The following is a 20977-nucleotide window of genomic DNA, read 5'->3' on the forward strand; positions in this document are numbered from 1 at the left end:
GAAGGCGTAAGACGGAGCGTACGTAGACGGCGGAGGCTGGCCCAGTTGCTCGATTCGATTTCCAAAGGGCAAATGGAGACCGGCGATCTGGTCGGTGGCAGCAAGCCAAAGCGCCGTCGCACGATAGTTGTGCTGGCCTTGTTGACGTTAGTGGCTATCTTCGCTGTAGCAGGCATGGCGCTGCCATTCAACTGGTTTGATAGCAGCCCGTTGAAAGCCATGGCAACAGCCGAGTTGGAACGGGCCCGGACGGGATCTGAAGCCACCCATGCAGCGAGCGTGAAAAAGCCGGCGGATGACGTAGATCATCCTCTGCCCGAAGGGGAGGGGACGCGTGATTCAGGGCCTTTGGCCAAGGCTCTGGAGGAGGGACTCGCTCCACCGCCAACTGTATCGAAGAAGGCGCCTGACGCGAAGCGTTGACGCCGGGCCAAGGTGAGCCGGACATACGCAGGTAATAACACGGCCGCAGCTCATGGAAAAAACGCAACGGTGGCGGGGAGAGAGTCAGGAGCATTGACCGTGCTCCTGACAGAGAATGCAGATTGGCGCATTAGCTGTCGAAGCCGAGCACCTTCATCCGTCGTCCTTACTGCGGCAAGAACATCTTCTGCAGCAAGCCAATCAATTGCGCCCGCTCGTCATCGGACAGCATCTCGGTCGCCTTCATTTCCAGCTCGACGGCGGTCTGTTCGGCCTTGGTACACATGCGCATGCCGGCCGTGGTCAGGGCCAGGACCTGTGAGCGGCGATCCTGCGGGTTGCGCTGGCGCAGCACCAGGCCGCGCTGCTCCAGTTTGTCCAGCAAGGTGGCGAGATTGGGGGGGGAGACGTTGATCGCCTTGGACAGGCGCTTCTGGTTGATGTCGGGATTGGCCTTCAACAGGCTCAGTACCGTGAAATCCACCGGCCGCAATGCGAACTTGGCCATGCGCTTTTCAAACAGCGGCATGATCGTGATATAGGCGCGGCGGCAGTTGTAGCCGACCAGGCTCAATAGCAGTTGCTGGTCCAGCGCCGCATTCTCGGCAGCGCCGTCGTCGGAATCGAAATCAGCCGGCTTCTTGGGCAGCATGGTGGTCCAGGTCGGTTGGAAGGGGCGGCAGGCCGGTTGTCAGGCAGCCTTCGATCACGCTGGACAACTGCTGGACTTCCGCAAATACAAAGGCGAAATGATAGCACGCGGCATCCCGCTTGCTGCCGTACCAGACCGGGTCCCAGTCCAGCGCCGACAACGCCCTGCGCCCAGCCCGCAGCCACATCCAGCCCAGCGCCACATGTCCGGTCAGGCGCAGTATCTCGTCTGCCACGTAATAGGGAAAGGCGGGCTTCTCCCGGGCCGCGTCCGTAATCCCGATGGCGAACCTGCTTAAATTATCCACAGCGTCTTTCAGCAATCGGCCTTGCTCGACAAGTCCTGCCGCACCATCTATATCAGCCTCCACCAGCGCCAGGAAATCGTGCAGGCGCCGCCCGTCGTCGGCCAGCACCTTGCGCATCAGGAAGTCGATGGCCTGGATTTCATTGGTCCCCTCATAGATCATCGTGATGCGGGCATCGCGCATGAACTGTTCTATCCCGGTCTCGACCACGTAGCCATGTCCGCCGAATACCTGCAAGGCACGGCTTGCGCACTGGAAGCCCTGATCGGTCAGGAAGGCCTTGATCACCGGTGTGATGAATTCCAGCCGTTCGTGATGGCGACGGCGCAGCGTGGCATCGCTATCGTGCTCTGCCAGGTCCAGCAGCAGGCCCGCCCAGCAGGTCAACAGGCGTGCACCCTCGATGCGGCAACGCTGTTCCATCAACAGTTTCTGGATTGCCGGATGGCGGAGGATGATATCGGTGCCGGCAGCGCCCGGCGCACGCGATTGCCGGCGCTCCTGCGCATAGGCGGTGGCACGCTGCCAGGCCGCTTCGGCCAGGCCCACGCCCTGCGCACCCACATGCAGGCGCGCCGCATTCATCATCACGAACATCGCCGCCAGTCCACGTCCGGGCTCGCCCACCATCCACGCCTGCGCGTTCTCGAAATGCAGGCTGCAGGTGGCGCTGCCGTGAATGCCCATCTTGTGTTCGATGCCGGTGCACTGCACGCCGTTACGGCTGCCATCGGGCAGCACGCGGGGCGCCAGCAACAGCGACAGTCCCTTGCTGCCCGGCAGTGCATCGGGCAGGCGTGCCAGGACCAGATGGACGATGTTGTCGGTCAGGTCGTGCTCGCCACCGGAAATGAAAAGCTTGTCCCCGGTCAGGCGATAACTGCCATCGGCCTGTGGCAGCGCACGCGTGCGCAACTGGCCCAGGTCGCTGCCGGCCTGGGCTTCGGTCAGGCACATGGTCGCCAGCCACTGGCCACTGGCAATCTTCTCCAGATAGCGCGCCTGCAGTTCGGGCGAGCCATGAGCAGCCAGGCAGGCATAGGCACCATGCAACAGGCCGGGATACATGGTCCAGCCATGATTGGCGGCGCTGAGCATTTCATAGAGCGCGCAGTCCAGCACGTGCGGCAGACCCTGGCCGCCGTGTTCGGGCGCGCAGGCCAGCGCCGGCCAGCCGGCTTCGCAGAATTGCGCATAGGCCTGCGCAAATCCGGGCGGTGTGCTCACCATTCCGCGCTCGAAGCGGCAGCCCTCGCGGTCACCGATGGCGTTGAGCGGTGCGACGACATGGGCGGCGAAGCGGCCCGCTTCTTCCAGTACCTGCCGCATCAGCTCGCCATCGATCTCCGCATGCGCAGGCAAGGCGCGCAAGACCTGTGGCGCCTGCAATACTTCATCGAGCACGAAGGCGAAGTCGCGCAGGGGCGGCGTATAGTGCATCGTCATTCTTTCCGCTTCGTTCAGTTCAGCAGGTAGGCGTCATACACCACCGCATTGCCCAGCCGCATGGCGTAGCCCACACCCATGGCGCGATTGAGCCAGTCGTATTTCCTGGAAGCGGTTTCAAAGTTCATGAACAGGCGGAAGGTATAGCGAGAGGGATCGACCGGCTTGCCCTTGGCCACCTCGGCCATCACTTCCGGCGGGCCGTAACGCACCCCCCGCGTCTGCAGATAGACCAGTTCGCCATCGTCCAGCTTCAACAGATAGCGGGTGTCGATGATGGCCAGCCCATCGGCGGTGACGGTCTGCCAGTCGGCACCGTTGTTGAGGATTTCACCGTTGATCAGCGGTCCCTTGAAGCTGCCGCCGGTGATCGGAATGATGCGACGCTTGCCCAGATCCGAGGTCTTCCCCAGTTCCCAGATCGGCGCCACCAGGTCCACCGAAAAGCGCGCCAGGAAGGCCAGCTTGGGTTGCGGTGGGGTGAGCGCGGTATTGTCGGCATCGCTCGCCGCATGGGCCTGGAAGGATAGCGTCAGTGCGGCCAGCAGCAGGAACAGCTTCTTCATCGTGGTCTCCTTTTTCTATGTTGTTTTGTCATGCGGTGGTGCAGAAAGCGTCAACGCTCAGGAAGCGGCCACCACCTCGGCCTCTGCCTTCTTGCCAAAGCCCAGGTAGGCCTGGATCACCTGCGGATCGCCGGCCAGCCGTGCCGATTCTCCCTGCATGCTGACCTTGCCCAGTTCCAGCACGTAACCGTAGTCGGCGGTCTGCAGCGCGGCGCGCGCGTTCTGCTCCACCAGCAGCACCGAGATACCGGCCGTGCGCAGTTCGGAGACGATCTGCAGGATTTCCTTGACGATGCGCGGCGCCAGTCCCAGGCTGGGTTCGTCCAGCATCAGTAGTTCCGGCTTGGCCATCATGGCGCGTCCGATGGCCAGCATCTGGCGCTCGCCACCCGAGAGCGTTCCGGCCAGCTGGCTGCGCCGTTCCTTCAGGCGCGGGAACAATTCGAAGACCGTGGCGAGCTGATCCATCGGCTGTGCCTGTCGCAAGCGCAGGCGGCGAAAGCCGCCCAGCAGAAGATTGTCTTCCACGCTCATGCTGGAAAAAAGTTCACGTCGCTCCGGCACCAGCGCGATACCGGCCATGACACGCTGCTCCAGCGTCCAGCGCTCCACCGCCCGACCGTGATAGTGCACCGATCCCTGCGCCGGCAGCACTCCCATGATGGCGTTGAGCAAGGTCGACTTGCCCGCACCATTGGGGCCGATCACGGTGGCGATGCTGCCGCGTTCGAGTCTGAGATCAATGTCGTGCAGCGCCTGCACCTTGCCATAGCTTGCGCGCAATTGCGCGACTTCGAGGACCAGTTCACTCATTCGATTCCACCCAGGTAGGCTTCGATCACCGCCGGATGCCGCTGGATTTCCTGCGGCGTGCCTTCGGCGATCTTGGCGCCGAATTCCATCACCACGATGTGGTCGGTCAGTTCCATGACGAATTCCATGTCGTGTTCCACCAGCAGGATGCTCATGCCGTCGCTGCGCAGCTCCTGCAATACCCGGGACAGCGCCTGCTTTTCCAGGTGACGCAGGCCTGCCGCCGGCTCGTCCAGCAACAGCAGCAACGGGTCGCAGCAGAGAGCGCGGGCAATTTCCAGGATGCGTTGCTGACCAAGCGCCAGATTGCCAGCCTGCTCGTGCATCAGGTGTTGCAGGCCCACGCGATGCAGGGCGCGTGCGGCCTCATCCAGCAAGGCCTTCTCCTCAACCCGCTCCAGATGCAGCATGGCATTGACCGTATTGCGCAGGAAGCCCTGCTGGCTACGCATGTGTGCGCCCAGCGCCACGTTCTCCAGCACCGACATGCCCGGTAGCAGGCGTACATGCTGGAAGGTGCGTGCAATCCCCAGGCGGGCGATGGCACGGGCCGGCAGGCCGGCGATGTCGCGTCCGTTGAAGCTTACGCGTCCACCGCTGGCATGCAGCAGTCCGGTCACCAGATTGAAGGTGGTCGACTTGCCCGCACCATTGGGGCCGATCAGCCCGACGATCTCACCGGCCTTGACGTTGAAGGACACATCGTTGACCGCCACCAGCCCGCCGAAGCGCTTGTTGATCTGGTCCACCTGCAACAGCGGCGCGCCACGTGTCGGGCCCGACCGCCTGTCCATGGGAGCAGCGCTGGCCACGCGCAGCGGCTGTGGCGCCGGCGGGAAGGCGCGCAGCCACAGGGCGCGCACCCAGGGCCACAAGCCACCACGGGCGTACTTCAACAGCACGATCAGGATCAGCCCGAAGACAATGGTTTCATAACTGCCGGCGGCGCCCAGCAACGCGGGCAGCAACACCTGCAACTGGTCCGACAGCAGCTTGAGTACACCCGCACCCAGCAACGCACCCCAGATATGGGCGATGCCACCGACCACCACGATGAACAGGTATTCGATGCCCATCGCCAGGCTGAACGGCGAGGGATTGACCGTGCGCTGCATGTGCGCGAACAGCCAGCCCGAGACCGACGCCAGCAGCGCCGCGAAGACGAAGACCAGGATCTTGTAGCGTCCGGTATCCACGCCCATGGCCTCGGCCATCGAGCGGCCACCCTTGAGGGCACGGATGGCGCGGCCAGCGCGTGAATCCAGCAGGTTCAGCGAGACCCAGGCTGCCGCCAGCACGATGATCCAGATCAGGTAGTAGAGGTGGCGTTCGCCAGCCAGATCCACACCCGCCAGTTGCAGAGGTGGAATGCCGGAGATGCCGTCGTACTTGCCCAGCCAATCCACCTTGCCGAACAGGAAGTACAGGCTGATCCCCCAGGCAATGGTCGCCAGTGGCAGGTAGTGGCCGGACATGCGCAAGGTGATGCGCCCCAGCACATAGGCCGATACGCCGGTGATCAGCAGGCCCAGCGGCAGCGTCAGCCAGGGCGAAACACCATGGGCCGTGGTGAGATAGGAGGTGGTGTAGGCCCCCATGCCGACGAAAGCCGCCTGGCCGAACGACGTCATGCCGCCGATACCGGTCAGCAGCACCAGACCGATGGCCACCAGGGCGTACAGCCCGATGTAGTTGGCCTGGATCACCCAGAACTGCGGCGTGGGCAGCAGCGGGAACAGTGCCAGCACGATCAGCAGCACGTAGAGCGGGAGTCGTTTGTTGATCATGCTCATTCCTCGTCCTCGTCATGCGCCGGTGTCACCAGCGAGCGCCACAGCAGGATGGGCAGCAGCGCCATGAAGACGATCACTTCCTTGAAATCGCTGGCCCAGAAGGAACTGAAGGATTCCAGCAACCCCACCAGCAGCGCGCCTCCTGCGGCCGCCGGGAAACTGGCCAGCGCACCGATGGTGGCGGCGACGAATCCCTTCAGCCCGATCAGGAAGCCCGAGTCATAAAAGATGGTGCTCATCGGGCCGATCAACACACCCGACAGAGCACCGATAAACGCTGCCACGGCAAAGGACAGTTTGCCGGCCAGCGTCGTGGAGATTCCCATGAGCCGCGCACCCAGACGGTTCACCGCCGTGGCGCGCAGCGCCTTGCCATACAGCGTGCGCCCCGAGAACAGCCACAATGCCAGCAGCAGTGCCACGGCGGCAATCACCACCACCACCGTCTGTGCGCTCAGCGTAAGCTGCGCCAGGTTCCAGCGCGCATCCCAGAAGGCCGGAGTGCGGAAGCCCTCGGCCCCGAAGAACACCAGCCCCAGCCCGGTCATCGCCAGGTGGATGCCGACCGAGACGATCAGCAGTTGCAGCACACTGGCATCGGCCAGTGACTCGAACACCACCTGGTACATCAGTGGCCCCAGCGCGGTAATGAGCAGCAGCGTCAGCAGCACCTGCACCGGTAGCGGAAACTGCTGCGGTGCAGCCCACCAGACCAGCGCGGCCACCGCCAGCGGCAAGCCCAGCGTGCCCAGCAACGCACGCGGCAGCAGTGCCGCCTGCCCCGAGCGCAGCAGCGCAAGGGCCTGCATGACCGCCGCGCAGACCGCCAGCACCAGCAGCAGCCACAGTGGCCCGGGGCGCTGGCCTTGCTGCAGCATGGCCAGGGTCAAGGCGCCATAGGCGACGAATTCACCCTGGGGAATGAAGAGAATGCGGGTGACCGTAAACACCAGCACCAGCGCAATGGCGATGAGGCCATAGACGATGCCGTTGGTCAGGCCATCCAGGGTGAGGATGGCGGCAATCGAAGAATCCATGAGTAGTCAGCGAAACAGGCAAATTCCACGGAACAACGGCGACACGGTCTGCAATCAAGCCGTGCCGCCGCAACGGTTGGCGTAGCGTCAGGGGTTGACTGCCTTCCAGTTGCCATTCTGGATGGTCAGCATGATGCGGGCATCGTCACCCAGACCGAAGTGATCCTTCGGCGAGTAGTTCAGCGTGCCTTGCGAAATCTGGATCGGGCCGGCGTTTTCCAGCGCCTCCTTCAGCGCGGTGCGGAAGGCCGGGGTGCCGGGTTTGGCCTTCTTCAGGGCCTCCGGGACCACCTTCTGCAACACCAGCTGGGCATCGTAGGTATGGGCCGCGAACAGGTTGCGGGTGCCGGCGCCGAATTGCTTTTCGTAGCGCGTGACGAAGTCCATGGCCAGCTTCTTGGAAGGATTGCTGTCCGGCAGGGCCTCCGGCACCACGGCCGGGCCGGAGATGACGTAGGAACCTTCCACATCCTTGCCACCCAGGCGGATCAGGTCGCGCGAGGCGGCGCTATGGGTCTGGAAGATCCTGCCCTTGTAGCCGCGCTCGATGAGCGCCTTGTGTGGCATGGCCGCGCCGCTGCCGGAGGCCACCACCAGCACCGCATCCGGGTTGGAGCTGACCACTCGCAAGGCCTGCGCCGTCACGCTGGTGTCAGCCCGGGAGAAGCGCTCCACCGTGCCCATCTTGATGCCCGCGGCGCTTGTGAGGCGCTGCACTTCCTTCAACCAGTTCTCGCCATAGGAGTCCGAGTAGCCGAGGAAGCCCACGGTCTTCACGCCCAGCTTCTTCATCTGCTCCACCACGCCACCGGCCATCACGGCGGTCGATTGCGGCAGGCGGAAGGTCCAGGCATCCTTGCCCTCGGCTGTTTCGATGGGAGAGATGGCCAGTTGCACGGTCTGGGTTTCCAGCGCGACGTCGGCGATGGCCAGCGTGGGCGGCACGGCGGCCGAGCCGATGATCAGGTCGACCTTGTCTTCGGCCACCAGGCGGCGCGCATTCTTGCTGGCCTGGGTGGGATCGGTGGCGTCATCGAGGATGATGAGCTTGACCTTTTCCCCGCCGATGGTCTCCGGCCACAGGGCGAAACCGTTCTTGGCCGGAATGCCCAGTCCCGATCCCGGGCCGGTCAGCGACATCACCACGCCGATGGTCAGTTCGGCATGTGCCATTGCGGAACAGGCCAGCATGTAAGCCAGTACCCCTGCCTTGATTGCCAGTTTCATCTTCATCTCCGTCTCCTTGTATTTGTCATCGAGTGATCGATTTATGACGGGCAGGGCATGGACGCTCCGCCTCGTTTGTTGCCTGGTCTGCTGATTCCTGTCTAGCTGCACATTTCCCTGATGTCCTGCGGAATGGCGATGGCCTTGATGCGGTTTGGATCGTCCGGATGGCGGATCGCAAACACCCGTGTGTCGCGTCCTTCGCACAGCAGTTCGCCATCACGTTTCAATTCGTGGCGCATCACGAAGGTCTTGTCGTTCCATTCGATGATGGTGGAATGCACCTCCACATGGTCGCCGTAGGTGGCCGGGCGCACGAAGCGCGAACTGATGTCCACCACGGGCGTGCCGATGATGCCGCGGGTCTTTTCGGTCTCGCGCCAGGGCGGCACCCCGCACTGGTGGAAGAAGTTGCGCGAGGCTGCGTCATACCAGCGGAAGAAATTGGGAAAGAACACGATGCCGGCCGGATCGCAATCGCCGAATTCCACGCGCACCGGATAGATGATGGTCTTGCTCATGTCGCTCTCCTCAACGCGGCGCCAGCCGCAGTGCGCCATCCAGGCGGATGACCTCGCCGTTGAGCGACAGGTTGGTGGCGATATGCAGCGCCAGTTGCGCATATTCTTCGGCCTTGCCCAGACGTTTCGGGAAGGGGATGCTGGAGGCCAGCGACTGCTGTACTTCGTCCGGCAGCTTGTAGAGTAGGGGCGTCAGGAACAGACCCGGTGCAATGGTGACCACGCGGATGCCGTATTGCGCCAGGTCGCGTGCCAGTGGCAGCGTCATGGCGGTGATGCCGCCCTTGGAGGCCGCATAGCCGGCCTGTCCGACCTGGCCGTCGAAAGCCGCCACCGAGGCGGTGGCCACGATCACGCCGCGTTCGCCGTCTTCCAGCGCGTCGGTTGCGGCCATGCGGGCGGCCGCCAGGCGGATCACGTTGAAGGTGCCAATCAAGTTGACGTTGACGATGCGGCTGAAGTCCTCCAGCGGCATGGCGCTGCCGTCCTTCCCGACCATGCGTTTGGCACCGCCGATGCCGGCACAGTTGATGAGAATGCGTGGTACGCCATTGGCTTGCTGCGCGGCGTCCAGCGCAGCCTCGACCGAGGCGCTGTCAGTGATGTCGCAGCGTGCGGCGTGGCAATTCAATTCGGCCGCCAGCGCCTGTGCCGCTTCGACGTTCACGTCGAGGATGGAAACGCGGGCGCCGGCGTGCACCAGCTGGCGCACGGTCTCGGCCCCGAGGCCGGAGGCGCCGCCGGTGACCAGTGCGGCTTGTCCTTGCAGTTGCATGGTAAGAGTCCTTCTCGATTCAGTGGGAAGCCGCCGGGTTTTCCAGCAGCAGGGCGATGCCCTGGCCACCGCCGATGCAGGCCGAGGCGATGCTGTAGCGGGCTTCCCGACGATTCATTTCGCGTGCCGCCGTGATCGACAGGCGTACGCCGGTGGCGGCCAGCGGGTGACCCAGGGCGATGGCGCCGCCATTGACGTTGAGGCGTTCGCGATCGATGCCCAGTTCGCGCTCCACCGCCACGATCTGCGCACCCTGCGCTTCGTTGATCTCGAAGCAGCCGATGTCGGCCACCGTCAGGCCATTGCGTTCCAGCAGCGTGCGGATGGCCGGCACCGGGCCGATGCCCATGATCTCCGGCGGCACGCCGGCCACGGCGGCGGCGACCACGCGGGCCAGCGGTGCCTTGTCATGGCGCCGCAGATAGTCACCGGAGGCGACGATGGTGGCTGCTGCCGCATCGACCAGCGCCGAGCTGTTGCCACCGGTCTGCACGCCATCCGGGTAGAGGGTGCGCAGCTTGCCCAGCACGTCCACCGGCGACGGGCGCGGATGGGTATCGCTGGCCGCTTCGGTGAGCTTGCCTTGCAGCTTGATGTGACGGTCGTTGTAGCCCTCCAGGTGGAAGGTCTCGTTGACCACCGGCACGATCTCGCCCGCATGGAAACCGGCGGCCTGCGCCTTCAATGCGCGCTCGAAGGAATAGGCGGCGTAGGTATCGACCTCGGCGCGGGTGATGCCGTATTTCCTGGCCAGGTTTTCGGCGGTCTGCGGCATGGTGATGCCGGGTGCCGGATCAACCAGCGCTTCCCACATGTAGTCCTGGAATTCCACCGGCGCGCCCAGCCTGAAGCCGCTGCGATGCGAGAAGGCGACGATGGGATTGCGGGTCATCGACTCGCTGCCCACGATCAGGGCGGTTTCGGTGTAGCCGCGTTCGATCTGGTCGCCGGCCTGGCGGATCAGTTCGAAGCCGGTACCGCAGATGCGCTGGACCATGATGGCCGGGGTGGTGATCGGCACGCCCGCGTACAGGCCGATATGACGCGGCAGCATGTACTGGTAGGCGTCGCCCGGGGCCATGTTGCCGGCGATGACCGAGCCGATGTCTGCGGCCGCCACGCCGGTGCGTGCCAGTACCTCGCGAGCCACCTTGATCCCCATGTCGGTGGGTGAAAGCTGGCTGAAGCTGGTGCAGTAGTCGACCATGGGCGTGCGTACGCCGCCGATGAGCCAGATATCCTTGAAGCTTGAATAGAACGCTGCCTGTGCCATGTGCAATGCTTCCTCAGTGAGTGGTTGTGAGCGCGGCCTGTGCCGTCAGCAGGTCCGGGTCGATGCCGGCGTACAGCGCCTCGACCAGCGCGGCGCGGTGCGTCAGTACCGAACGCTGGTTGATGGATCCCTTGTCGGTAATCTCGCCACGGTCGAATGAGGGTGGGTCAATCAGCACCAGCGCCCGCATCACGCGATTGGAACTGCCCGTGGCATGTGTCTGCAGACGATCCAGCACACCCTGGAAGAAGCCGCGTACGGCGGGTGCCGACAGGACCTCGGCCCGCGACGCTTCTGCCGGCAGGCGCGCCAGTTGGCGGCAGCGCTCGATGTTGGGGACGATCAGCATGCCGACCTCGTTGCGGTCCTGGCCGGTGATGACAGCATCCTGGAGGTAGGGCGCGCCCTCATGGGCGATCAGTGCACGCAGCGGGCCGACGCTGACCCAGGTGCCGGTGTAGAGTTTGAAGTCCTCCGCCACCCGACCATCGAACATGAAGCCGCGATCCGGATGGGCCGCGTCGAGCCAGCGCACCGCGTCGCCGGAGCGGAAGTAGCCCTCCTCGTCGAAGGCCTCGGCGGTCTGTTCCGGCGCCCGCCAGTAGCCGGGCGTGACATTGGGGCCGCGATAGCGGATCTCGATCTTGTCGCCATTGGGGACCAGCTTGATCTCCATGCCCGGCGTGGGGATACCGATCTGCCCCGCCTTGACCTGGTGATCCACCACGAACAGGGCCGAGGGCGAGGTCTCCGTCATGCCCAGCCCGCAGGACATCACGATGCGCTCGCCGCAGGTGGCTTCGGCGGTGGCATGCAGCTTGTCCCATACCGGCTGCGCCAGGGCCGCGCCGGCGTAGAACTGCATGCGCAGGCGGCTGTAGAAGGTACGGCGCAGGGCCTCGTCCTTTTCCAGCGCATGGGCAATGCCTTCCCAACCCACCGGTACGTTGAAGTAGACCGTGGGCGCGATCTCGCGCAGGTTGGCCAGGGTGGTGGCCAGCCCTTGCGGGGTCGGCTTGCCTTCGTCGATGTACATGGTGCCGCCGTTGTAGAGCACGATGCCCACGTTATGGTTGGCGCCGAAGGTATGGTTCCAGGGTAGCCAGTCGATCAGGATCGGCGGCTCCTCGGCCAGGAAAGGGAAGGTCTGCACGATCATCTGCAGGTTGCTGCACATCATGCGTTGGGTGTTGATGACCGCCTTGGGCATCTTGGTCGAGCCCGAGGTGAAGAGGAACTTGACGATGGTGTCCGGCCCGGTGGCGGCATAGGCGCGTTCGACCTCGTCGCCGGCACGGGTAGCATCAAGTTCTGCGAAGAGCGTGCATGCGCGCCCTGGTGGCGGTGCTTCGGTGACCACGAATTCGATCTCCGGCGCCACCGCCGCGACGGCAGCCGCGAACTTCTCGCCATGGGCGGCGAAAATCAGGCCGGGGGTCAGCAATTGCACCGCGTGGCGCAGCTTGGCGTAATCCCTGGAGAGCAGCGAATACGCCGACGACACCGGTGCATAAGGTACGCCCGCGTAATGGCAACCCAGCACCAGCATGGCATGTTCCAGGTCATTCTCGGACAGGATCAGCAGCGGACGTTCGGCCGACAATCCCCGCTGCAGCAGCGCCTGGCCGATGCGGCGCGCACTCTGCAGGGCCTGGCCATAGCTGATGCGGCGCCATTGACCGTCCTGGTCGCGGCGGGCCATGTAGGTGCGCTCGGGATCGACCGTGGCCCAGTGGATCAGCTTGTCGGTCAGGCGCGCCGGATAGTCCTGCAGTGGCTGGCGCGTCCTGACGATGGAGGTGCCGTCAGCGCCGGCGACGACGTCAACGCCGCCGATGCCGAACCTGACGCTGCGATAGCGAGGTGGAGTGTTCATACATGTCTCTGTTGTCTGACTGCCCGATCGTGGTCGGGCAGTGGTGTTGTTATGTATTGCGCTGTATTACTGACTTTCTGGTCCTGCCCTGGCCCCTGCGCCGGACGTACTCAGCCCGGCCTGACCTTGTTCTGCTTGTGATCGAGGAAGGCTGCCAGCCGTCCCTTGGTATCGGGATCGCTGCCGGCCACCGCGGCCATCAGGGATTCGGTCATCAATCCATCCTGGATCGACTGATCGTGGATGCGCGGCAGCACATGCATGACGCCGTAGTTGGTCATCGGTGCGTTGCCGGCGATGCGTTCTGCCAACTCGCGCGCCTTGTCCAGTCCCGCACCAGCGGCCACGCTGTATTGCGAGATGCCGGCCTGGTGACCTTCTTCGGCGTTCAGCACCCGCCCGGTCAGCATCATGTCGGCCATGCGCGCCACGCCGATCAGGCGCGAGATGCGCACCGAACCGCCGCCGCCGACGAAGAGACCGCGTTGCCCTTCCGGCAGGCCATAAAAGGCGCTCGGCTCGGCCACCCGGATGTGGGCAGCCGCTGCCAGTTCCAGGCCGCCGCCGATGACTGCGCCGTGCAGCACGGCGATCACCGGTACCCGGCCGAAGCCGATCTGTTCGAAGGCGGCATGCCACATGCGCGAGTGGTGCATGGATTCGCTGGTGTCGCGTGCGCGCAGTTCGGACAGGTCCAGTCCGGCGCAGAAGTGCTCGCCCTTGCCATGGACGATGGCGACCTTCACGCCCGCCGGCAGGTTCTCGAAGCAATCGCGGATGGCGCGTACCAGTGGGTCGTTGAGGGCATTGCGTTTGGCGGCGCGGTTGAGTGCGATCTCGGCGACGGCGCCGTGAACTTGGATGTCGAGAAGGTCGCTGTGCTGGTTCATGCTGTCTCTGGTCATGCCCGTAGGTTTTTGAAATTAGTTATAAGTTATAACGTTTATTTAGTATAAGTAAGATGGGCGCAAAAGCAAGCGCCATCAGTGTGGCGTGTTGTGCGTTATTCGTAAAAGCGGGCGGTAGGCGAACATATTTTTGTACGTGTCACCGACACGTCGATGCTGCATTGCGCTGCCCAGGCCGGCTCTTTTTCCAGGCGTGCAGCGCCAGCCCGCATGCCATGCACACACCCAAAGAAAAAACGCCGGTGTGCAGTGCATCACCGGCGTTTCCCGTGGGCATGGCAAGGACTACTTGCCGGTGTCCTTCATGTTCTCGAACTTGTCGAACTCGACGTTGTAGGCTTCGTTACCGATCTTCTCCACCTTGCGCACATAGACCGTCTGCACGATGTCGCGGGTGGCCGGGTCGATGGCAATGGGTCCGCGCGGGCTCATGAACTTCATGGTCTTGAGGATGGCCATGGCCTTGTCGCCATCGATCTTGCCATTGAGTTTCTTGCTGACCTCGTAGATCGCATTCATGCCGTCATAGGCTGCCACGGCCATGAAGTTGGGACGTCCCGCGCCAGGATTGGCGGCGGCGAAGCTTTTCAGGAAAGCCTTGTTCTCCGGCGAATCATGGGCGGCCGAATAGTGGAAGGTGGTGATCACGCCCAGCGTGGCGTCGCCCATGGCGGGCATGACGTGATCGTCAGTCAGGTCACCGGTGGCAATCACCTTGATGCCAGCCTCGGCCAGGCCGCGCTCACGATACCCCTTCATGAACGCAATGCTCTGCTCACCGGCCGGCACGAAGATAAACACCGCCTCCGGCTTGGCATCCTTGATGCGCTGGATGTAGGGCGCGAACTCCGGATTGCGCAGTGGTACCCGGATCGATTCCAGCACCTGGCCACCGCCACCCAGCAGGTTGGTCTTGAAGGCGGTCTCGGCATCGATGCCCGGACCATAATCGGCCACCAGCGTGACTACCCGCTTGATGCCGTTCTTCAACGCCCAGGTCGCCATGGGGCCGGAGACCTGCGGCAGCGTCATCGAGAAGCGGGCGATGTAGTTGGACTTGGTGGTGATGACCGAGGTGGCGGCATTCATGATGATCATCGGTTTCTTGGCCTGCTCCGCAATCGGCGCCACGGCCAGCGCCTCCGGCGTGAGGCCGAAGCCGGCCAGGAAGTCCACCTTGTCGCGCACCACCAGCTCCTGCGCCAAGCGCTTGGCGATCTCCGGCGCCGGACCGGTGGTGTCCTTGATGATGATCTGCACCTTCTTGCCCGCGACCTGATCGCCATGCTGCGCCATCCACGCCTTGATGCCGCCCTCCATCTGCTTGCCGTAGTCGGCGAAGGGGCCGGAGAAGGCCGCGACCAGACCGACCTTGATGGTTTCCTCGGCCCCTGCGGACGCAACTGTCATGAGCTGGGAAGTCGCCAGCAGAGCCAGCAACGCGATTTTCTTGAACGTCATTTTTCAGTCTCCTTTGTGATTGTGGTGAGGGGCGATGGGCAGGCGGTTCTGGTGCCGTCGTGATTGTCTCATCGCCGGTCCGACTGTTGCACTCGGACGACGCATCGATTTCCCTTCCTCGGCTCGCCTTGTTGACAAAGCTTCGGTGCCGACAATAGTATCGCACCATCCGTTCGGTAAACAAACCGATGTGCGGTAACCGAACGGCTAATAAAAGTTATAAAAAATAAGCAACGAGACGAATCTTTCTGCGACGCCCGCCTGGTGGTGTCGACCAACTCGTATTTGGTGAGGCGACACAAATCGTGTCCGCCAGTAAATATGCCGATGGCCTGGACCATGGGGCAGGGGCCTTTTTACGCCCGCGCCTGGCCAGCTTGCCGTAGTGGCATCGAAGAATTCGCAAGAGCAACACCCGCAATATCGGCAACATCGGAGGGACTGACGGTATTGGAAGTGACCCGGCCCGGCGAGCGGCGAATCGTCGGAGGGCGTCTGGAGGACGACGCGCTCCGGCAGCAGACCGGCCAATCATCATTCATAGAAATCAGGAGGAGATGGCAATGACTAAGAAAATGACCTTGCGCGCAGTGGCCCTGGCCGCGGCAGCATGTGCTTGTGCAGGTACGGCCGGTTCGGCGCTGGCCCAGAGTTCGGTAACCATCTACGGTATCGTCGATACCGGCGTGGTCTACACCACCAATGCCAACGCCAATGGCAATTCGGTATTCAAGATGCCGTCGCTGACCGGCAGCTTCCCCTCACGCATCGGCTTCAAGGGAACGGAAGACCTCGGCGGCGGCCTGCAGGCGATGTTCGTGCTGGAAAGCGGCTTCGCGCCTGACACTGGTTCGATGGGGCAGGGCAACCGCATCTTCGGGCGCCAATCCTACGTTGGCCTGAAAGGCGACTGGGGTCAGATCATGCTGGGACGCCAGGTCAACATGACCTATCTGTCGCAGTTGAAGACCGACGTCATGGGACCCAACATCTTCGCCATCGGTAGCATCGATTCCTATCTCCCCAATGCCCGTAGCGACAACGCCATCGGCTACCTCGGCAACTTCAGCGGCTTCACCGTCGGCGCGACCTACAGCTTCGGTCGCGACACGTCGGCCACCGGCGGACCGGCAGCGACCAACTGCCCCGGTGAAGTGGCCGGCAACAGCAAGGCCTGCCGCCAGGTCACGGGTCTGCTGGGATATGACGGCAAGGGCTGGGGCGTGACCAGTTCCTACGACATCCTGTATGGCAATACCGGTGCCAGCGGCGGTCTCACCAGCAGCAGCAACAGCGATCAGCGCATCACGCTCAATGGCTACTTCATGATCGGTGACGTCAAGCTGGGTGGCGGTGTGGTGGATCGCCGCACCCGCGCGGCGGCCAACGTCAATACCGACTCCGATCTCTACTACCTGGGCGTGAGCTATCCGCTGTCCGTGGCCCTGGTGCTGGATGCACAGGTGTCGCGCCTGTCGGTGAAGAACAGCCCCAACGATGTCACCCTGTCGGTGGCACGTCTGACCTACAACCTGTCCAAGCGCACTGCGCTGTATACCTCGCTGGGTTATATCAAGAATGGCGGCACTGCAGCGGTGGCCATCGATGCGGGGGGCACCGTGGGGGCGGGCAAGAACCAGCTGGGGGTGATGTCGGGCATCCGTCACACCTTCTGAGTGAGGTCGCTGGAACGCTCTTGAGGAGGATGGCGCGCCCGCAGGCAGAGAGGGCGCGCCGACATCCGCGGCACGACAAAGACAGGGTCTGTTTTTGTCTTCGGTCCGGCTCCCCGCAAGAGGGGCCGGGCCGGTTTTTTTTCAGGGCAGCAGGACCGACAGTTCCTGCGCACCGCGCAGCAGCACCGGCAGGATCTCTTCTTCCATCTGCTGGCGCGATACACGTGCGGCCTGCGCGCCCACGTTCAGGGCCGCCAGCACGTTGCCGGAGGCACCACGCACGGGAACCGCAATGGAACGCAGACCCACTTCCAGCTCTTCATCGATGACCGCGTAACCGTTTTCGCGCACGCCGGCCAGGATGTCACGCAGGCGTTTTTGCGAGACCACCGTTTTCTCGGTGAGGGCGCGCAGCTTGACCTTGTCGAAATAGGCCTTCAACTGGTCGTCCGGCAGGTGCGCCAGCATGGCACGACCGAGCGAGGTGCAGTAGGCCGGCAGCCGGCTGCCGGTATTGAGTGCTACCGACATCACGCGCGAGGTGGCCGAGCGGGCCACGTAGAGCACTTCGTTGTCGTCCAGCACGGCCAGTGAGCAGGATTCGCCGAGGGTACGGCTGATGTTGTTCAGGTAGGGCTGTGCAGAAACGGTCAGCGGCGTGGAGGATAGATAGGAATAGCCCAGCGTCAATATCTTGGGGCGCAGCGAGAAATTGTTGACGTCCGAATCGGCATAGCCCAGTTGCTTCAAGGTGTGCAGGCAGCGTCGCACTGCCGCACGCGGGATACCGGTCTTCTGGCTGATCTGGGCGATGGTCAGGCTGCGGCGCGAATCGCTGAAGGCGCGGATCACCGCCAGGCCACGCGCCAGGGAGGTCATGAAGCTGGGGTCGGTGAGGGCGTCGATTTCCTCGGCGATGGTCAGCTCGCGTTCCGCCTCGGTCGCGGCAGTGGGGGCAACAGCGACTTCCTTGCTCTTGGCCCGACTGCTCCTGCCGGCCTTGGCATCGACGGTGGCAGCTGCTGTGGCGCTGCTTTTGGCAGCAGTCTTGCGGGTCTTGGCGGCGGGTGCGGTGGACATGGACTCGGATGGGCTCTCTGGGCGGATGGTTCAGGACGGCTCGGGTTTTGGATGGCGCCGATTGCGTCCGGATTTTAACGTTTTGTGCGGCAAGCGAACACATCCTGCCGGTTTTTCTTGACGGCCGTCAAGCCGGATCGCTAAACTCTTTTTGTGCGAAAATCAAACATTAGTTCGGTGATCGAACATTGAGTGCCGGGAAAAGTCAGTCTGAAGTCAGTCCGGCAGCAAGCCTCAAATGTCCGCAGACACCGACCGAGACGAGCCCGTGCAACACGCCCGCCCGGCTGCAACGTGGCAAACCAGATGGCGGGATATCCAGCAGGCGCAGCCCCAGGCGCCGCATCTAAAGTGAGAGCAACGTGATCAATAAAATTTCTGACTCCCTGGAGCAGGCGGTGGCCGACATCCATGATGGCGCCACCATCATGATCGGCGGCTTCGGCAATGCCGGCATGCCATCGGCCCTGATCGATGCGCTGATCGCCCAGGGCGCGCGCGACCTGACCATCGTCAACAACAATGCCGGCAACGGCGACACCGGCCTGGCGGCGCTGCTCAAGACCAAGCGGGTGAAGAAGATCATCTGTTCCTTCCCGCGCCAGACCGATTCCCATGTCTTCGATGCACTCTACCGTGCCGGCGAGATCGAACTGGAACTGACCCCACAAGGCAACCTGGCCGAGCGCATCCGCGCCGCCGGTGCCGGCATCGGCGGTTTCTTCAGCCCCACCGGCTACGGCACCATGCTGGCAGAAGGCAAGGAGACCCGCGAGATCAACGGCCGCCACTATGTGCTGGAGTCGCCGATCCACGCCGACTTCGCGCTCATCAAGGCGCTGCGTGGCGACCGCTGGGGCAACCTGGTGTATCGCAAGACCGCCCGCAACTTCGGTCCGATCATGGCCATGGCCGCCAAATGCACCATCGCCCAGGTCAGCGAGGTGGTAGAACTGGGTCAGCTTGATCCGGAAAACATCATCACCCCCGGCATCTTCGTGCAGCGGATCGTGCAAACCAAGGAGGCACAGCAATGAATCGCTTTACCCGTGAACAGATCGCCGCGCGCGTGGCCCAGGACATTCCCGAAGGCGCCTACGTGAACCTGGGTATCGGCCTGCCCACCAAGGTCGCCAACTACCTGCCGGCCGACAAGGAAATCTTCCTGCACAGCGAAAACGGCGTGCTCGGCATGGGCCCGGCCCCGGCGCCCGGCGAGGAAGACGAAGACCTCATCAATGCCGGCAAGCAGCCAGTGACGCTGTTGACCGGCGGTGCCTATTTCCACCATGCCGATTCGTTTGCCATGATGCGTGGCGGCCACCTCGACATCTGCGTGCTGGGCGCCTTCCAGGTGTCGGCCAAGGGTGACCTGGCCAACTGGCATACCGGCGCGCCGGACGCCATCCCTGCCGTGGGCGGAGCGATGGACCTGGCCATCGGCGCCAAGCAGGTGTTCGTGATGATGGATCACCAGACCAAGACCGGCGAAAGCAAGCTGGTCCAGGCCTGCACCTATCCGCTCACCGGCATCGGCTGCGTCAACCGCATCTACACCGACCTGGCCGTCATCGACGTCACCCCGCAGGGACTACAGGTGCGCGAGATCGTTGAGGGCCTGTCCTTCGAACAACTGCAGGAGCTGACCGGTGCGCCGTTGCGCCCGGCTGCCTGAGTCCGTTCGAATCAACCAATTATCGCTGCGAGGAATGCATGAAAGACGTATTTATCTGTGACGCCATCCGTACCCCCATCGGTCGCTACGGCGGCGCGCTCAAGGACGTGCGTGCCGACGATCTGGGCGCGGTACCGCTGCGCGCGCTGATGGAGCGCAATCCGCAGGTGGACTGGAGCGCGGTTGATGACGTCATCTTCGGCTGCGCCAACCAGGCCGGCGAAGACAACCGCAACGTTGCCCGCATGTCGCTGCTGCTGGCCGGTCTGCCGCAGGAAGTGCCGGGCAGCACCATCAACCGTCTGTGCGGTTCGGGCATGGACGCCCTGGGGACCGCCGCGCGCGCCATCAAGTCCGGCGAGACCGGGTTGATGATCGCCGGCGGGGTGGAGTCAATGACTCGCGCTCCCTTCGTGATGGGCAAGGCCGATAGCGCCTTCTCGCGCCAGGCCGCGATCCAGGACACCACCATCGGATGGCGCTTCGTCAATGCCTTGATGAAGCAGAAATATGGTGTGGATGCCATGCCCGAGACGGCCGAGAACGTCGCCGTCGACTACAAGATCAGCCGCGAGGACCAGGACCAGTTCGCCGTGCGCAGCCAGGCCAAGGCTGCCGCCGCGCAGGCCAATGGCAACCTGGCGCAGGAGATCGTACCGGTGGTGATCCCGCAGAAGAAGGGCGACCCCGTCACCGTCACGCAGGATGAGCATCCGCGTGCTACCAGCATGGAAGCGCTGGCCCGCCTGAAGGGCGTGGTCAAGCCCGATGGCACGGTTACCGCCGGCAATGCCTCGGGTGTCAACGATGGCGCCTGCGCCTTGCTGCTGGCCAGTGCCGAGGCGGCCGAGCAACACCGGCTCAAGCCACGCGCCCGCATCCTGGGCATGGCCACGGCCGGCGTCGCACCGCGCATCATGGGCATGGGCCCGGCCCCGGCCAGCAAGAAGCTGCTGGCGCAACTGGGCATGCGCATCGAGCAGATGGATGTGATCGAACTGAACGAAGCCTTTGCCTCGCAAGGCCTGGCCGTGCTGCGCGAACTGGGCGTGGCTGACGACGATGCGCGGGTCAACCCCAATGGCGGCGCGATTGCGCTGGGTCATCCGCTGGGCATGAGTGGCGCCCGCCTGGTGACCACCGCCCTCTACCAGCTGGAACGCACCGGTGGCCGTTACGCGCTATGCACCATGTGCATCGGCGTGGGGCAGGGCATCGCCATGGTGATCGAACGCGTGTGATGACAGCGGGATGGCGCGGCGATGCACCTGGCTGCACCATCCCCATCGCTCGATCAACCATGAAGATGGTTGATGTGATCCTGAAAATTGATCAGGCAGGCATAGAGGTAAAAGCAGCACAATAGAAAAAAGCACCATCCCATCACCAAGCGGCCACCAATACAGAGCCGCAGGCCAGAATAGGAGACACAACGCATCATGCATCGACACCATGATTGCGCGCCGCG

At 63.5% G+C, this 20977-nt stretch carries 19 protein-coding genes; 5 read left to right on the top strand and 14 right to left on the bottom strand.

Annotated elements, in window-relative coordinates; genetic code table 11:
* Window positions 1-45: 45 nt before the first annotated feature.
* Window positions 46-423: a hypothetical protein gene (locus tag ACEOAC_RS04185; protein ID WP_413443726.1), complete on the top strand. Its 378-nt coding sequence runs from the start codon at window positions 46-48 to the stop codon at window positions 421-423.
* Window positions 424-589: 166 nt separating this feature from the next.
* Here ACEOAC_RS04185 and ACEOAC_RS04190 read toward each other — a convergent pair whose 3' ends face one another.
* The 13 genes from ACEOAC_RS04190 to ACEOAC_RS04250 all read right to left on the bottom strand — a co-directional run bounded on the left by ACEOAC_RS04190 (window position 590) and on the right by ACEOAC_RS04250 (window position 15078).
* The gene (locus tag ACEOAC_RS04190) at window positions 590-1075 is read right to left on the bottom strand and encodes a MarR family winged helix-turn-helix transcriptional regulator (protein ID WP_006461636.1); all 486 of its coding nucleotides are present in this window, start codon (window positions 1073-1075) and stop codon (window positions 590-592) included.
* Window positions 1053-2828 (bottom strand): acyl-CoA dehydrogenase, encoded by a 1776-nt coding sequence (locus ACEOAC_RS04195; RefSeq protein WP_413443727.1) that lies wholly within the window; start codon window positions 2826-2828, stop codon window positions 1053-1055. Before ACEOAC_RS04195 ends, ACEOAC_RS04190 begins: the two co-directional genes overlap by 23 nt.
* A 14-nt stretch (window positions 2829-2842) precedes the next feature.
* On the bottom strand, window positions 2843-3394 hold the full coding sequence (locus ACEOAC_RS04200) for a DUF3237 domain-containing protein (RefSeq protein ID WP_006461638.1): 552 nt from the start codon (window positions 3392-3394) through the stop codon (window positions 2843-2845).
* Between the two features lie 57 nt (window positions 3395-3451).
* Window positions 3452-4207 (bottom strand): ABC transporter ATP-binding protein, encoded by a 756-nt coding sequence (locus ACEOAC_RS04205; RefSeq protein WP_413443728.1) that lies wholly within the window; start codon window positions 4205-4207, stop codon window positions 3452-3454.
* Entirely contained in the window at window positions 4204-6000 is a 1797-nt protein-coding gene (locus ACEOAC_RS04210) for an ABC transporter permease subunit (protein WP_413443729.1), read from the bottom strand. The genes ACEOAC_RS04205 and ACEOAC_RS04210 overlap by 4 nt, the downstream gene beginning before the upstream one ends.
* The gene (locus tag ACEOAC_RS04215; RefSeq protein WP_006461641.1) at window positions 5997-7037 is read right to left on the bottom strand and encodes a branched-chain amino acid ABC transporter permease; all 1041 of its coding nucleotides are present in this window, start codon (window positions 7035-7037) and stop codon (window positions 5997-5999) included. The genes ACEOAC_RS04210 and ACEOAC_RS04215 overlap by 4 nt, the downstream gene beginning before the upstream one ends.
* 87 nt (window positions 7038-7124) lie before the next feature.
* A complete protein-coding gene (locus ACEOAC_RS04220) occupies window positions 7125-8270 on the bottom strand; it encodes an ABC transporter substrate-binding protein (protein WP_413445636.1) in 1146 nt (381 codons plus the stop codon).
* Window positions 8271-8365: 95 nt separating this feature from the next.
* Window positions 8366-8785, bottom strand: a complete 420-nt coding sequence (locus ACEOAC_RS04225; RefSeq protein WP_413445637.1) for an acyl-CoA thioesterase — start codon at window positions 8783-8785, stop codon at window positions 8366-8368.
* Window positions 8786-8795: 10 nt separating this feature from the next.
* Window positions 8796-9560: an SDR family NAD(P)-dependent oxidoreductase gene (locus ACEOAC_RS04230; RefSeq protein WP_077236005.1), complete on the bottom strand. Its 765-nt coding sequence runs from the start codon at window positions 9558-9560 to the stop codon at window positions 8796-8798.
* A gap of 19 nt (window positions 9561-9579) precedes the next feature.
* A complete protein-coding gene (locus tag ACEOAC_RS04235) occupies window positions 9580-10833 on the bottom strand; it encodes a thiolase family protein (RefSeq protein WP_241813526.1) in 1254 nt (417 codons plus the stop codon).
* A gap of 13 nt (window positions 10834-10846) precedes the next feature.
* Entirely contained in the window at window positions 10847-12709 is a 1863-nt protein-coding gene (locus ACEOAC_RS04240; protein ID WP_413444808.1) for a feruloyl-CoA synthase, read from the bottom strand.
* 110 nt (window positions 12710-12819) lie between these two features.
* Window positions 12820-13599 carry a crotonase/enoyl-CoA hydratase family protein gene (locus tag ACEOAC_RS04245; RefSeq protein WP_413444807.1) on the bottom strand — a complete coding sequence of 260 codons (780 nt, stop codon included), beginning with the start codon at window positions 13597-13599 and terminating at the stop codon, window positions 12820-12822.
* A 303-nt stretch (window positions 13600-13902) separates the two neighbouring features.
* Window positions 13903-15078 carry an ABC transporter substrate-binding protein gene (locus tag ACEOAC_RS04250; RefSeq protein ID WP_413444806.1) on the bottom strand — a complete coding sequence of 392 codons (1176 nt, stop codon included), beginning with the start codon at window positions 15076-15078 and terminating at the stop codon, window positions 13903-13905.
* 563 nt (window positions 15079-15641) lie between these two features.
* On the opposite strand from ACEOAC_RS04250, the gene ACEOAC_RS04255 reads away from it, so the two are divergent.
* The gene (locus ACEOAC_RS04255) at window positions 15642-16754 is read left to right on the top strand and encodes a porin (protein ID WP_077236000.1); all 1113 of its coding nucleotides are present in this window, start codon (window positions 15642-15644) and stop codon (window positions 16752-16754) included.
* 141 nt (window positions 16755-16895) lie between these two features.
* Here ACEOAC_RS04255 and ACEOAC_RS04260 read toward each other — a convergent pair whose 3' ends face one another.
* Window positions 16896-17834: an IclR family transcriptional regulator C-terminal domain-containing protein gene (locus tag ACEOAC_RS04260; RefSeq protein ID WP_413444805.1), complete on the bottom strand. Its 939-nt coding sequence runs from the start codon at window positions 17832-17834 to the stop codon at window positions 16896-16898.
* A 362-nt stretch (window positions 17835-18196) separates the two neighbouring features.
* Here ACEOAC_RS04260 and ACEOAC_RS04265 point away from each other — a divergent pair, with 362 nt between their 5' ends.
* From ACEOAC_RS04265 to pcaF, 3 genes are read left to right on the top strand one after another with little or no spacing between them, the layout of a single operon-like run.
* Window positions 18197-18871: a 3-oxoacid CoA-transferase subunit A gene (locus ACEOAC_RS04265; RefSeq protein WP_006461651.1), complete on the top strand. Its 675-nt coding sequence runs from the start codon at window positions 18197-18199 to the stop codon at window positions 18869-18871.
* Window positions 18868-19509, top strand: a complete 642-nt coding sequence (locus ACEOAC_RS04270) for a CoA transferase subunit B (RefSeq protein WP_413444804.1) — start codon at window positions 18868-18870, stop codon at window positions 19507-19509. The genes ACEOAC_RS04265 and ACEOAC_RS04270 overlap by 4 nt, the downstream gene beginning before the upstream one ends.
* A 38-nt stretch (window positions 19510-19547) precedes the next feature.
* Window positions 19548-20750, top strand: a complete 1203-nt coding sequence (gene pcaF, locus ACEOAC_RS04275; RefSeq protein WP_413628704.1) for a 3-oxoadipyl-CoA thiolase — start codon at window positions 19548-19550, stop codon at window positions 20748-20750.
* The last annotated feature ends 227 nt before the right edge of the window (window positions 20751-20977 follow it).

The sequence above is a fragment of the Herbaspirillum frisingense genome, from assembly GCF_047325095.1.
Taxonomy (GTDB): domain Bacteria; phylum Pseudomonadota; class Gammaproteobacteria; order Burkholderiales; family Burkholderiaceae_D; genus Herbaspirillum; species Herbaspirillum frisingense.